This is a genomic window from Archangium lansingense, assembly GCF_026626635.1.
In the GTDB taxonomy this organism is placed as follows: domain Bacteria; phylum Myxococcota; class Myxococcia; order Myxococcales; family Myxococcaceae; genus Archangium; species Archangium lansingense.
Genome location: NZ_JAPNKA010000001.1, coordinates 10,738,699 through 10,751,420, shown reverse-complemented (window position 1 = coordinate 10,751,420; position 12,722 = coordinate 10,738,699). Strand labels below are relative to the sequence as shown.

Below are 12,722 nucleotides of genomic sequence, written 5' to 3'. Positions count from 1 at the left end.
CGCGGCGTCAGCGCGCCGCGGGCACCTGCGAGGAGCTCAGGGACTCACGAGCCCACGGGGGTCTGCTTCACCTGCCAGATCTCCTCGGCGTACTGCTTGATGGTGCGATCCGAGGAGAAGATGCCCGCCTGGGCCACGTTGTGGATGGCCATGCGCGTCCACTTCTCCTGGTCCTTGTAGGCCCGTGCCACGTCCTGCTGCCTGGCCGCGTACGCGCCGAAGTCCGCCAGCAGCAGGTAGCGGTCCTCGTTGAGCAGGCCGTCCACCAGCGGCTTGAAGAGGTGCTTGTCCTCCGGCGAGAAGAAGCCCGTGGCGATGAGCTCCAACGCCTCGCGCAGCTCCACGTTGCGCTCGTACTCCTCGAGGGGCTTGTAGCCGGCACGCTTGCGGGCGATGACCTCGTCCGCGGTGAGGCCGAAGAGGAAGAAGTTCTCGTCGCCCACCGCCTGGCGGATCTCCACGTTGGCGCCATCCAGCGTGCCCAGCGTGAGCGCGCCGTTCATCATGAACTTCATGTTGCCCGTGCCGGAGGCCTCCATGCCCGCGGTGGAGATCTGCTCGGACACGTCCGTGGCGGGGATGATGCGCTCGGCGAGGCTCACCCGGTAGTTGGGCACGAACAGCACCTGCAGGCCGGTGGTGCCCGCGTCGCTGTTGACCACCTCGGAGATGCCGTTGATGAGGCGGATGATGAGCTTGGCCTCGTGGTAGCCCGGCGCCGCCTTGGCCCCGAAGAGGAACACCCGCGGGGCGATGATGGTGCTCGGATCCCTCCGCGCCTTCATCCACAGCGACACGATGTGCACCGCGTTGAGGAGCTGGCGCTTGTACTCGTGCAGGCGCTTGATCTGCACGTCGAAGATGGCATTCGGGTCCAGGTCCACCTGGCACGTGTCGCGGAGGTACCGGGCCAGGTCCTCCTTGTTCTGCTTCTTCACCTGGGCGAAGGCCTTGCGGAACTCCGCGTCCTCCGCGAGCGGCGCCAGCTTCTGGAGCTGATCCAGGTCCGTGGCCCACCCGCCGCCGATACGGCTGGTAATCAGCTTGGACAGCCGCGGGTTGCTCCACGCCAGCCAGCGCCGGGGCGTCACGCCGTTCGTCTTGTTGTTGAAGCGCTCGGGGAACATCTCCGCGAAGTCCGGGAGCACGTCTCGCTTCAGCAGGTTGCTGTGCAGCTCCGCCACGCCGTTGACGCTGTGGCTGCCCACCACCGCCAGGTGCGCCATGCGGATCTTCTTCTCCGGGCCCTCCTCCACCAGGCTCATCCGCCGCATCCGGTCGCTGTCGAACGGGTAGCGGATCTGCACCTGCCGCAGGAAGCGGTGGTTGATCTCGTAGATGATCTCCAGGTGGCGAGGCAGCAGCCGCTCGAAGAGCGTGGCGGGCCACTTCTCCATGGCCTCGGCCAGGAGCGTGTGGTTGGTGTAGCCGAAGGTGGCCTGGGTGATGGCGAAGGCCTCGTCCCACTGCAGGCGCTTCTCGTCCACGAAGACGCGCATCAGCTCGGCCACGGCGATGGCCGGGTGGGTGTCATTGAGCTGGATGGCCGCCTTGTTGGGGAAGTCGCGGAAGTCCGTATGCGTCTTGAGGTAGCGCCGGACGATGTCCGCGATGGAGCAGGCGACGAAGAAGTACTGCTGCTTGAGGCGCAGCTCCTTGCCGGCCTGGAAGGCGTCGTTGGGGTAGAGGACCTTGGAGATGACCTCCGAGTCGTTCTTCTCCACCACCGAGCGCTCGTAGTCACCGGCGTTGAAGAGGAGCAGATCGAACTCCTCGCTGGCGCGCGCCTGCCACAGCCGCAGGGTGTTGACGGTGTTGTTGCCGTAGCCGGCGATGGGCGTGTCGAAGGGTACGCCGATGACCGTCTTGCCGCCCACCCAGCGCGCCACGGGCCGGCCGTCAGCGCCCTGGTGGTGCTCCACGCGTCCGAAGAAGCGCACCGGCACCGCCTTCTCGGGGCGGACGATCTCCCAGGGGTTGCCGAACTTCAGCCACTCGTCGGCGCGCTCCACCTGGTAACCGTCGACGATGTCCTGGGTGAAGATGCCGAACTCGTAGCGGATGCCGTAGCCCATGCCGGGGTAGCCCAGCGTGGCCAGCGAGTCGAGGAAGCACGCCGCCAGCCGTCCCAGGCCGCCGTTGCCCAGACCCGCGTCCGGCTCCATCTCGACGAGCGTGGAGAGGTCCACGCCCATCTCACGCATGGCCTGCTCGGCGGCGTCGTACATGCCGATATTGATGAGGTTGTTCCCCAGCGCGCGACCCAACAGGTACTCGGCGCTGAGGTAATAGGCGCGCTTCACGTCCTGCTCGTAGTAGGTGCGGGCCGTGCGGACCCAGCGGTCCGCGAGCCGGTCGCGCACCGCGAGCGCCAGGGCCATGAAGCGGTCGTGGGCGGTGGCAGTCTCCGGGTTCTTGCCACGGGAGAAGCGGACGTGCTCGAGCACGCCCCGGCGCACGTTGCGCGGGTCCAGCCCGGTGCGGCTGGGCTCACGCCCCGAGTCCTGCGTGTCGGACGCGGAGGTGGGCGGCACTTCGGCGGGAGCGAGGTTGGACATAGTCGTGGGACTCTTCATGCGATGTGAGGCGGGTCAGGGTATCTGGCACCGCGTTGTCTCGCACCGAAAGAAAAAATGCGTGCTCCCAGGGCGAGCAGGCGCGCCCGGCATCCCTTCTGATCCGGAGTTGCGGGCTGCCGGCGAGCGCGTTTTGAGGAGGGCGGGCGAGGGGAGAGAGACTCCGCCGATCACTCGCCGATCTGGCGAAGAGTCTGGTAGGAAGCGAGAGCATCCAGGTTCTGCCCCCGGCCTGGGACCCGGAAGGTTCTTTCATGCCTAGTGACAAGAACGACCTCGCTCGGCGGATAGCCATCTGCAAGCCCGAGGACACCGTGCGAGGCTTCATCTTCAAGGCCGTGTATGGCCTTGTGGAGCAGCGCGTGGGCAGCGCCGGGACGGATCGCATGCTGCAGCAGCTGCGCATCAACAAGATGCCGGTGGACTTCTTCTCCTACCCGGCGGCGGACTTCCTGCGGATGCTGTACACGGCGGCGGACGTGCTCGAGCCGCAGTACCCCACCATCGAGGACGCCATCCGGGCGTGCGGGGCCTCGACGGTGACGGGCTTCTTCAAGTCCTACGTGGGCAACACGCTGATGAAGCTGGTGGGGGTGGGAGACCCCAAGCGCGTCTTCTCCTCGGTGGACACCATCTATTCCACGCTGGTGAGCTACGGGAAGCGCTCGTTCGAGGACCTCGGGGAGAGCCGCATGCGCCTGCACTACCGCGGGGACATGCAGCCCATCTACTTCCACGAGGGCGCCCTCACGGAGGCGCTGCGCGTGCTGCGGGGCAACGGCTCCGTCACCGGGACGGCCGTGGCCCTGGACTACGGGCAGTACGTGCTCGAGTGGACCTGAGCACGTACCCCGGGCCGCTCAGCGCTTCTGCCCAGCCCAGAAGATGTTGGTGTCCGTCGCGTCCGTGGCGAGCTCCAGGGTGCGCATGCGCCGCTCGGCCGGGCCTTCGCAGAGCGCCTGGAACTGCTCGCGGGTGCGGTGCAGCACATACCAGTCGCACACGTACTCCATGAGGGCGCGCCACGGGTTGTTCTGGTTGAGGTTCGTCAGCAGCAGCACCCCGCCCGGGGCGAGCAGGGACGACATCATGTCCAGGAAGCGGGCGATGACGTTGTCCTTGAGGTAGTCGAGGATGCCGGCGGCCACCACCACGTCCATGGCGCCTCCGTCCGGATGGCGCAGCTTCTCCAGGGAGTCCCGGTAGCGGATGAGCTGGTAGGTGGAGACCTGGGTGAAGCGCAGCTGCGGCGCGGGGATGCCGCCGCGAGGCATGCGCGCGAGCTTCTCGAACTGCCGGCGGCAGTAGTCGAGCGGGGCGGGATCGAAGTCGCAGAGGGTGTAGTCGCCGGTGCCGCCCATGGCGGTGTGCTCGCGCAGCGTGTGCTCGGGGCCGCAAGCGAAGGAGAGCACCCGCAGGGGGCGTCCCAACTCCTGCTCGCGCTTGCGCAGGTGGCCGATCAACCAGGGCGGCCGCGCGCGGTGGGCCTGGGCCGGCCCGACGTTGAGCGCGTAATGGGAGAGCAGCCTCGACATGGTGGAGACGCCCTGATCCTCGCTGCCGAAGAGCATCTCCACCGTCACGTAGTCGCCGGGGTAGCCCAGGGGCTTGTCCACGCAGCGCCGGATGAGGGGGCACTGCAGGAAATAGGGCTGCACGGCGGAGCGGTGGTGCTCCATTGCCCGCTCGCGCTCCTCCTCCGTGAGCTGGGCGTCCAGCTGGGCGAGCCGCCGGTACTTCCCATCCAGCCAGGCCGTCACTTCCGGGATGCGCCGCCGGAGAATCTCCTGCTGCTCCTGCTGCATGACAGTGCGCTGCTGCGGATCACGCGGAAAGCGCGCGAGGCGCTCGGGCAGGCCGTGTTGGAACTCGTTGCTCAGCTCGGTGAGCCCTTTGCGGAGCTCCTCGGCGATATCAATAAAATCGGCGATGGCGGACATACTGTCAGAGGCGGCGGAGGGGGGTCTAACGCGGGGGTAACACCCCATCCTATCAGACAGGTCAGCCTAGAAATACAGCGCCTGCCTGGTTCCCTGGTTTTTCCGACAGACGGGGAAGTAGGGAGCAACCCTACATTTCAGGTCAGCCTGGAAAAATCTATTGAGAGGCGCTCGCCGAGGCCACGGAGACGGCGTCGAGCTGCTGGGCGAGCGGGGCAACCTTCGAGCGGAAGTCCTCCAGCAGGCTCTTGGGCAGCGGCTCCGTGCGCGGGAAATTCTGGTTGAGCGGGTTCACGTAGCCCCCGTTGCGCTTGAGGGCGTAGTGCAGGTGGGGGCCGGTGCTGCGGCCGGTGTTGCCCGAGTAGGCGATGATCTGCTTCTGGCTTACACGCGCGCCTGAACGCACACCGGAGCCGTACTTGGACAGGTGCAGGTAGCACGTCTCGAAGCCGTTGGTGTGGCGCAGGCAGACGGTGTTGCCGCCCGCGCCGGTGTTGTTCGCCACGGTGACGGTGCCGTCGGCCACGGCCCACACGGGCGTGCCGATGGAGGCCGCATAGTCCACGCCGTTGTGCGCCTTCACGTACTTGAGCACCGGGTGCACCCGGCTGCCGAAGCGGCTGGTGACATGGGCGTACTTCAGCGGGCTCTTGAGGAAGGCCTTGCGCGCGCTCGCCCCGTCCTCCTGGAAGAAGCTGGCCTTTCCGTCCGGCAGCTCGTAGCGGAACACGCGCTTGGTGCCCACCGACTCGCCCTCGTACGTCGCCGCCAGCACCTCGCCGTAGCGCAGAATCCGCCCCTTGGAGATGAACTTCTCCACCAGCGCCCGCGCCCGGTCTCCCTTGCGCACGTCCCGGTAGAAGTCGATGTCCCAGGCGAACACGTCCGCCAACACCATGCCGATGACCGGGTCCTCGCCCGCGGCCAGCGCCGCCTCGTAGAGCGAGTTGTTGATCTCCAGCGACACCAGCCCCACCTGCTTCTCCACCTCGATGGAGCGCTTGCTGCCGACGAACTTGTTCCCGTCGCGGCGCACCTGCCACTCGTCCACCGCGCTCTGCCGGTAGTCGAAGAAGTCCAGCTCGCCCTCGCGGATGACCAGGCGGAACTGGTCCCCCGCTCGTGACTTGCGGAAGTCGAACACGCCCTCGAGCGCGGAGATCAGCGCCCCCACCTGCTCCGGAGGCAGTCCCGCCTCCTGCAGCGCCACCGCCATCGGCTGGTTCGGCTCGATGCGGCGGTTCTTCACGGTGTAGCGGACGGTCGAGGCTTCAGCGAAGGGCGCGGCGAATAGCAGGCCCAGGCACACAAGGGCGGTGGCAAGTCTCATGGGGCCCGCGCAGTGTAGTGGAGCTACAGGCCTGTGCCTAACTTCTGGCAGAAGGTTTTCGCATCTCAGCCGGGGCTCGGCTGCCCGGCCGGGTTCTCGCGTGCACGGTGACGGTGGTTTTCCGGCACGGTGGGAACCCGGGGCCTCGATACCCTCACCCCGTCCCTCTCCCGGAGGGAGAGGGGTATTTGCGCGCGGGTGTTTGCGCGCGGGTGTTTGCTCGCGGGTCCTCGGCTAGAGATCGATCTTCTTCTCGGTGTGGTTCTGCCCGTCGAAGCGCAGCATCACGCCCTTGTTGTCGTAGCGCGTGATGATGCACGTGGGCCTTCGCCACAAGGACTGGAGGTTGCGCAGCGTCTCGCGCGCGTAGTCCCCCTTCAGATCCTGCCCGTCGTGCTTGTGCGCCAGCAGCAGCTCGCCCCGGTTCTCGTAGTTGCCGTCCACCACCTCGATGATCGGCTGCCCGAAGTTGGTGAGCCCCTGCAACAGCTTGTTCTTCACCTTCCGGAACTCGCGGTCGAGGATCTCCCACGAGTTGCGCTTCTCGTTGAAGCCGTACACGAACAGCTTCTGCTCGATGGCGAACTCGGGCGTCAGGAACGTGTCGATGAAGGTGATGTCGTTGTAGTGCTTGCGCACCTCGAAGATCTTCTCGCGGCCCACGCCCAGCTTCTTGTCCCAGGAGCGGCGCGCCCGAAGGTCATCGCACTCGTCCCACTCCTTGCCGAAGCGGCCCTTGTTCCAGCGCTCTTCGATATCCCGCCACAGCTCGATGCCCAGCTTGTACGGGTTGAGCGCCCCGGGGCGCGTCCCCATGGTGCCCGAGTGCCGGTCCGCGTAGTCGATGACCTCGTCATCCTTGAGCGCGCGCCGGGTCATGATGGTGGAGTGCCAGTAGCTGGCCCACCCCTCGTTCATGATCTTCGTCTGGCCCTGGGGCGCGAAGTAGTAGGCCTCGTCGCGGATGATGGAGAGGATGTCCGACTCCCACGGCTCCATCGGCGCGTGCTCCAGCAGGAAGAGCAGCACGTCGCGCTGCGGGCGCTCGGGGAACTTCTTGGCCTTGAGCTTCTCGTCCTCCACCTTCTTGCGCTGGCTGTCGAGGAACTCGGTGGGGTTGATGAAGCCGCGCATGTACTCGCGGTTCACCTTGAAGCCCTCCACCCGCTCGTTGGACTTCATCTCGTCCTCGGCCCGCTTGGGGTCCGGGTTGCGGCGGATGTGCGGCGCGTGCTGGTCAATGAGGTTCTCCAACGACAGCGTCCGGTCGATGAAGTCCTCCACCTTCTCCACGCCAATCTTGTCCACCCACCGGCGCACGCGCGTGGCGTGGTTCGCCATGTCGTCGATCATCCGGCGGTTGGTGTGCCGGAAGGAGAAGTTGTTCTTGAAGAAGTCGCAGTGGCCGTACACGTGCGCCATCACGAGCTTCTGATCCACGTCCGAGTTGCTCTCCAGCAGGTAGGCGTAGCAGGGGTCGTTGTTGATGACGAGCTCGTAGATTTTCGAGAGCCCGTACTCGTACCCCTTCGAGAGCTGCTCGTACTCCATGCCCCAGCGCCAGTGCGGGTAGCGCGTGGGGAAGCCTCCGTAGGAGGCCACCATGTTGAGCTCGTCGTAGGTGAGGACCTCGAAGATGGTCTCGAAGAAGTCGAGGCCGAACTCGCGGGCGTAGCCCTCGATCTCCTCCTTCAGTCTACTCAGTCCGGGGGTGAGGCTCTTGGGCATCGCGAGCTCCAGGGGTCCGCCGTCAGCGGCCCTTACCGAGGAAATCCTTGATGGAAGAGTAGATGGCGTCCTTGTCCGCGATCTCACTCAGGGCGACGTTGGTGGAGTCTCCGATGGCTTCGCGCAGGTCCTTGATGAACTGCCCGCTGCCGTAGGGGCTCTCCACCTGTCCGTAGGCGAACTGGTTGACGCTGGGGATGATGTCCTCGCGAAGCATCTCGATGCACTGGCGCGTGTCATCCGCGCTCCAGTTGTCTCCGTCCGAGAAGTGGAACGGGTAGATGTTCCACGCGCTCTTCGGGTAGTCCGCCTTGATGATGTCCCGGCACAGCTTGTAGGCACTGGAGATCATCGTGCCGCCGGACTCACGCGTGTGGAAGAAGGTGTCCCGGTCCACCTCGCGCGCCACGGCGTCGTGGATGATGTAGCGCGCCTCCAGGCCCTTGTACTGGTGGCGCAGCCACGTATCGAGCCAGAAGCTCTCGATGCGGACGATCTCCTTCTGCTCGTCACCCATCGAGCCGGACACGTCCATCATGTAGATGATGACCGCGTTCGTCTCCGGCAGCTCCTGCAGCTTGTAGCTGCGGTAGCGCCGGTCCTCGCGCGTGGGGATGATGATGGGCCGCGCCGGGTCATACGTGCCCATGGCGATCTGCCGCCTCAGGGCCTGCTTGTAGGTGCGCTTGAAGTGGCGCAGCGACTCGGGGCCCGTGGTGTTGACCCCGGTGTACTTGATCTTCTGGGTAACGATCTTCTCGTTGTGTCGGCGCTCGATGTTGGGGAGCTGCAGCTCCTCCCCCAGAATCTGCGCCAGCTCATCGAGCGTGACGTCGACCTCCAGGGAGTGGTCGCCCTCTCCCTGGCCGGCCTGGTGCCCGTCCCCGGGCTGTACCGCGCCCGGGGAGAGCTGCTGACCCACCTCACCGTCACCCTGTCCGACGCCACCCTGCTCCTTGTGGCCGTACTTGAAGTGGGGGATGTCGATGAAGGGAATGGGGATGGAGATGGTGTCCTTCCCCTTCTTGCCGACCATCTCCCCCTTCTGCACGTACTTGCGCAGGTTGGATTTGATCTTCCCGCGGACGATCTGTTTGAAGCGTGAGTGGTCCTGGTGGATCCGCAGCGACACGACAACCCCCTTGGGTGACTACTCCTTGGCGTCACCGCGCGCGAAGATGCTGGCCACGAAGTTCAGCACGTCCGTGGAGCAGATCTCACAGTACCCGTAGTTCTTCATCAGCCGGTCCTTGACCAGGTCGATCTTCTCCTGGGTCTCCTTGTCCACCACGCTGGACACGAGGTTCTTGAGCTTGATGCTGTCCTTCTGGTCCTCGAACAGCTTGAGCTCCAGCGACTTGTGGAGCCGCTCGTTGGTCCGGTAGTTGAAGGTCTTCCCCTCGACGGCCAGGGCGCCGATGTAGTTCATGATCTCCCGGCGGAAGTCGTCCTTGCGGCTGTCCGGGATGTCGATCTTCTCTTCGATCGACCGCATCAGGCGCTCATCCGGCTCCTCGTAGAGGCCGGTGTACTTGTTCCTGACCTTCTCCTTCTGGGTGTAGGCCTTGATGTTGTCGATGTAGTTGCCGCACAGCTTGCCGATGGCGTCCTCGTCGGCGCTGATGGCGCGCTGGACCTCGTTCTTGACGATGTCCTCGTACTCCTGCTTCACGGAGGTGAGCATCTCCTTGAAGCGCTTGCGCGCGTCCTCGCTGTTGATGAGCGAGTGGCCCTTGAGACCGGCCTCCAGCTCGTTGAGCACCATGAAGGGGTTGATGCAGCCCTCGCCCTTGTCGCTCACCAGGGCATTGGAAATCTTGTCCTGGATGTAGCGGGCGCTGATGCCCTCGAGGCCCTCACGGATGGCCTCCTTGCGCAGCTCCTTGATGTTGTCCTCGGTGAAGTTGGGGAGCGTCTTGCCGTTGTAGAGCTTGAGCTTCTGCAGCAGCGAGAGGTTGTGCTTCTTGGGCTCCTCCAGGCGCGTGAGGACGGCCCACATGGCGGCCATCTCCAGCGTGTGCGGGGCGATGTGCTTGCCCTTGATGGCCCGGGAGTTGAAGTCCTTCTCGTAGATCTTCACCTCCTCGGTCAGCTTGGTGATGTACGGGATGTCAATCTTCACCGTACGGTCTCGCAAGGCCTCCATGAACTCGTTGTTCTCGAGCTTCTTGTACTCGGGCTCGTTGGTGTGCCCGATGATGACCTCGTCGATGTCCGTCTGGGGGAACTTCTTGGGCTTGATCTTGTGCTCCTGCGAAGCCCCGAGGAGATCGTAGAGGAAGGCCACGTCGAGCTTGAGCACCTCGACGAACTCGATGAGGCCGCGGTTGGCGATGTTGAACTCGCCGTCGAAGTTGAAGGCGCGCGGGTCGGAGTCGGAGCCGTACTCGGCGATCTTCCGGTAGTTGATGTCGCCGGTGAGCTCGGTGGAGTCCTGGTTCTTCTCGTCCTTGGGCTGGAAGGTGCCGATGCCCACGCGGTCCTTCTCGCTGAAGACGAGGCGGTTGACCCGGATGTGCTCCATGACCTTGGCGAAGTCGCCCTTGTACTGCGTCATCAGGTCCTTGAAGACGAAGCGGCAGGCGGGGCACAGCTCGCTGCCATCCGGGATGGTGTAGCCGGACTCCGGAGGGCTCAGCTCGGTGAGGACCTTGGAGCGCCACTCCCGAGGGATGAGGTTGAGCGGCTCCTCGTTCATCGGGCACTTCATCTTCTCGCGCACGGTGACGCCGTCCGTGCCCTTCTTGTCGGTGAGCCAGGAGAAGGTGTACGAGGCGCCCTCGGGCGTCTTGGAGTACTCCTCCAGCCCCTTCTTGAGGAGGCGGGCGATGGTGGACTTGGAGGAGCCGACGGGGCCGTGCAGCAGGATGACGCGCTTCTCGGTGCCGTAGCCCTGGGCCGCGGACTTGAAGACGTTGACCAGCTTCATCAGCGGCACGTCCAGGCCGAAGATGGCGTCGCGGCCACCGAACTTCTCGTCACTGAAGAAGTGGTAGCGGATGAGCTTCTTCTTGTTGTCGATGTACTCCGTCTTCCCGTGCGAGAGGATCATGTCGTAGATCCTCTGGAAGGCGGTGCGGGTGACCTTGGGGTTCTTGCGGACGATCTCGAGGTAATCCTCGAAGGACCCCTCCCAGTGGAGCTCCGCGTAGGTCTTCGCGTCTTGCAACGCGGCGATCTTCGCGACCCACGAACCCTTGCTCTCTACGTCCTTCATGACGCTCCCTCGGGCCACCCGGAAGCGCGGAATTTCGCGCCTTTGGAGGGCCAAAAAGTGAACCTGGGGGGGTAATGGGCCATTCCAATTCCCACCCACGACGGGTCCCAGACGACACGAACGTCAGACCTGCCCTTTCGGGACCCCGCCGCGGGGTGGGACCGCGTGGCCAGCTCGTGTCGGAAGGGCTCGTCGCCGATGCGGCGGGCCCCGCCTCCACGGGGTGAAAAGGCACACTCCATTATAAGGGTGTACGTCTCCGCGGGGAGGGGGGATGCGATTTCTCCGCTATCAGTGAACGACAGTACGAGAGGAAGGGTGGAAATTGGACGGTCAACTGTGGGGCAGCGTCCCCGCCTGCTCTACATGTCGGCGCGCGGCGGACAGGGCCCACGTGGCCAGCGGCCAGAGGACAAGGCAGAAGACGAGCAGGGTGACCCAGGTGGGCAGCAGCTCTTGCGGCCCCGCGCCGCGCAGGGCGGATTGGCGCAGGCCATGCAGGGCATGGGTGGCGGGGAGCAGGCGGCCCATCGTGCGCAGCAGCGGGGGCAGCACGTCTGTCGGGTAGAGGACGCCGGCGAAGAGGTAGCTGAGTGCGTCCAGGGCGTAGGTGAAGGGATCTCCCCGCTTGAAGACGAGCACGAAGGCGGCTGACAGCAGGCCGAGCGCGCCGAAGGTGAGGGTGCTAAGGAACAAGGTGAGGATGAAGGAGACGGGGTGGAGGTTCAGCCGGGCGCCAAAGAGGAGCGCGCCGAAGCCGAGCAATCCCACCGCGCGCAGCAGGGCGTTGGCCACGGGCCAGGCTCCCATGAGGGTGACGACATGGACGGTGGACAGGGGCGCGCCCAGCAGCGGCTCCAGGGAGCCGTCGTTCTGCGCCGCGCGCACCGCACCGCCAAAGCCCGTCTGAAGGGCACGCAACAGGGACGCGGTGGCCAGCCCCACCAGCGCGAAGGAGAAATAGTCCGCGCCGTAGTGGCCGCGCACCACCGGGGACTCGCCCACTGTGCGGGCGAGGAAGTAGAAGAGGGTGAGGGTGGAGAGGCCTCCGGTGAGGAGCAGCAGCGCGTTGAGCCGGTAGGCCGTCATGATCTGCAGGTCGCGCCGCAGGAAGGCGAGCAGCAGGCGCATCACGCTTCCTCCCGGGGCACGGCGGCGAAGACGGACTCGGCGGCTGGCCGCACCTCGGCGAAGGTGCCCGAGGCGGCGATGCGGCCCCCATCCAGCAGCAGCACCCGGTGGGCCACGGCCTCCACCTCGGCCAGGTCGTGGCTGGCGAAGAGCACGGCCGTCCCCCGTGCGGCCACGTCCGACAGCAGGCGCGTGCGAAGCCGGCGCGCGGCCCCCGGGTCCAACGAGCGCGTCACCTCGTCCAGCAACAGCACCCGCGGCCGGTGGAGCAGGGCGCGCATCATCACCACCCGGGCCTTCTCCCCAGTGGAGAGCGTGCGCACTTCCCGGTCCATCAGGCGCCGGGCCTCGAGGACTCCCGACAGTTCTTCGATGCGGCCGTCCACCTCGCGCGGGGGCACGCCGTAGAGCGCGGCGTAGAAGCGCAGGTTCTGGCGCGGGGTGAGGCGCGGCGACAGGCCCCGGTCATCGGCGAGCGCGGCGCCCACCTCGCGGCGACAACCGGGGCGCTCGCGCACCACGTCGCGCGAGGCCACCCGCGCAGAGCCCGCCCCCGGCAGCAGCAACCCCGAGAGGATGCGCAGCAGGGTGCTCTTCCCCGCACCATTGGGACCGATGAGGGCTACCACCTCGCCCGCCCGCACCTCGAAGGAGACACCGCGCAGCGCGGTCCGAGGGGCCTCCTTCCGGCCACGCAGGCGAGCCCACGACCACCAGGGCCTCGGGTACGTCTTCTCCAGGGCGATGACCTCGATCTCCAGCTCCGGGGGCATCCGCCCATCTCAACCCGAAAACGCTGC

Annotated in this window: 9 protein-coding genes; 1 reads left to right on the top strand and 8 read right to left on the bottom strand. The window is 65.8% G+C overall.

The genetic code is table 11. The features are described 5' to 3' along the window. Positions 1-44: 44 nt before the first annotated feature. On the bottom strand, positions 45-2,558 hold the full coding sequence (locus OV287_RS42870; protein ID WP_267539821.1) for a glycogen/starch/alpha-glucan phosphorylase: 2,514 nt from the start codon (positions 2,556-2,558) through the stop codon (positions 45-47). A gap of 272 nt (positions 2,559-2,830) precedes the next feature. On the opposite strand from OV287_RS42870, the gene OV287_RS42865 reads away from it, so the two are divergent. Beyond that, a complete protein-coding gene (locus OV287_RS42865) occupies positions 2,831-3,418 on the top strand; it encodes a TIGR02265 family protein (RefSeq protein WP_267539820.1) in 588 nt (195 codons plus the stop codon). An 18-nt stretch (positions 3,419-3,436) separates the two neighbouring features. Here the strand turns inward: OV287_RS42865 and OV287_RS42860 are convergent, their stop codons facing one another. The 7 genes from OV287_RS42860 to OV287_RS42830 all read right to left on the bottom strand — a co-directional run bounded on the left by OV287_RS42860 (position 3,437) and on the right by OV287_RS42830 (position 12,695). Beyond that, entirely contained in the window at positions 3,437-4,516 is a 1,080-nt protein-coding gene (locus tag OV287_RS42860; protein WP_267539819.1) for a class I SAM-dependent methyltransferase, read from the bottom strand. Positions 4,517-4,673: 157 nt separating this feature from the next. Next, complete coding sequence (locus OV287_RS42855; RefSeq protein WP_267539818.1) at positions 4,674-5,846, bottom strand: peptidoglycan DD-metalloendopeptidase family protein; 1,173 nt, start codon at positions 5,844-5,846, stop codon at positions 4,674-4,676. A 234-nt stretch (positions 5,847-6,080) separates the two neighbouring features. Next, on the bottom strand, positions 6,081-7,574 hold the full coding sequence (locus OV287_RS42850) for a SpoVR family protein (RefSeq protein ID WP_267539817.1): 1,494 nt from the start codon (positions 7,572-7,574) through the stop codon (positions 6,081-6,083). A gap of 22 nt (positions 7,575-7,596) precedes the next feature. After that, positions 7,597-8,706, bottom strand: coding sequence for a DUF444 family protein (locus tag OV287_RS42845; RefSeq protein WP_267539816.1), 1,110 nt, complete (start codon positions 8,704-8,706; stop codon positions 7,597-7,599). Between the two features lie 18 nt (positions 8,707-8,724). After that, positions 8,725-10,791: a PrkA family serine protein kinase gene (locus tag OV287_RS42840; protein WP_267539815.1), complete on the bottom strand. Its 2,067-nt coding sequence runs from the start codon at positions 10,789-10,791 to the stop codon at positions 8,725-8,727. A 333-nt stretch (positions 10,792-11,124) separates the two neighbouring features. Beyond that, a complete protein-coding gene (locus OV287_RS42835) occupies positions 11,125-11,922 on the bottom strand; it encodes an ABC transporter permease (RefSeq protein WP_267539814.1) in 798 nt (265 codons plus the stop codon). Continuing rightward, positions 11,922-12,695, bottom strand: a complete 774-nt coding sequence (locus OV287_RS42830) for an ABC transporter ATP-binding protein (protein ID WP_267539813.1) — start codon at positions 12,693-12,695, stop codon at positions 11,922-11,924. The genes OV287_RS42835 and OV287_RS42830 overlap by 1 nt, the downstream gene beginning before the upstream one ends. Between the last annotated feature and the right edge of the window lie 27 nt (positions 12,696-12,722).

Excerpts from the sequence above, each read along its gene's own strand:
- OV287_RS42865 (WP_267539820.1), top strand. The coding sequence starts at position 2,831 with ATGCCTAGTGACAAGAACGACCTCGCTCGGCGGATAGCCATCTGCAAG.
- OV287_RS42870 (WP_267539821.1), bottom strand. The coding sequence starts at position 2,558 with ATGTCCAACCTCGCTCCCGCCGAAGTGCCGCCCACCTCCGCGTCCGAC.
- OV287_RS42830 (WP_267539813.1), bottom strand. The coding sequence starts at position 12,695 with ATGCCCCCGGAGCTGGAGATCGAGGTCATCGCCCTGGAGAAGACGTAC.
- OV287_RS42855 (WP_267539818.1), bottom strand. The coding sequence starts at position 5,846 with ATGAGACTTGCCACCGCCCTTGTGTGCCTGGGCCTGCTATTCGCCGCG.
- OV287_RS42860 (WP_267539819.1), bottom strand. The coding sequence starts at position 4,516 with ATGTCCGCCATCGCCGATTTTATTGATATCGCCGAGGAGCTCCGCAAA.
- OV287_RS42835 (WP_267539814.1), bottom strand. The coding sequence starts at position 11,922 with ATGCGCCTGCTGCTCGCCTTCCTGCGGCGCGACCTGCAGATCATGACG.
- OV287_RS42840 (WP_267539815.1), bottom strand. The coding sequence starts at position 10,791 with ATGAAGGACGTAGAGAGCAAGGGTTCGTGGGTCGCGAAGATCGCCGCG.
- OV287_RS42850 (WP_267539817.1), bottom strand. The coding sequence starts at position 7,574 with ATGCCCAAGAGCCTCACCCCCGGACTGAGTAGACTGAAGGAGGAGATC.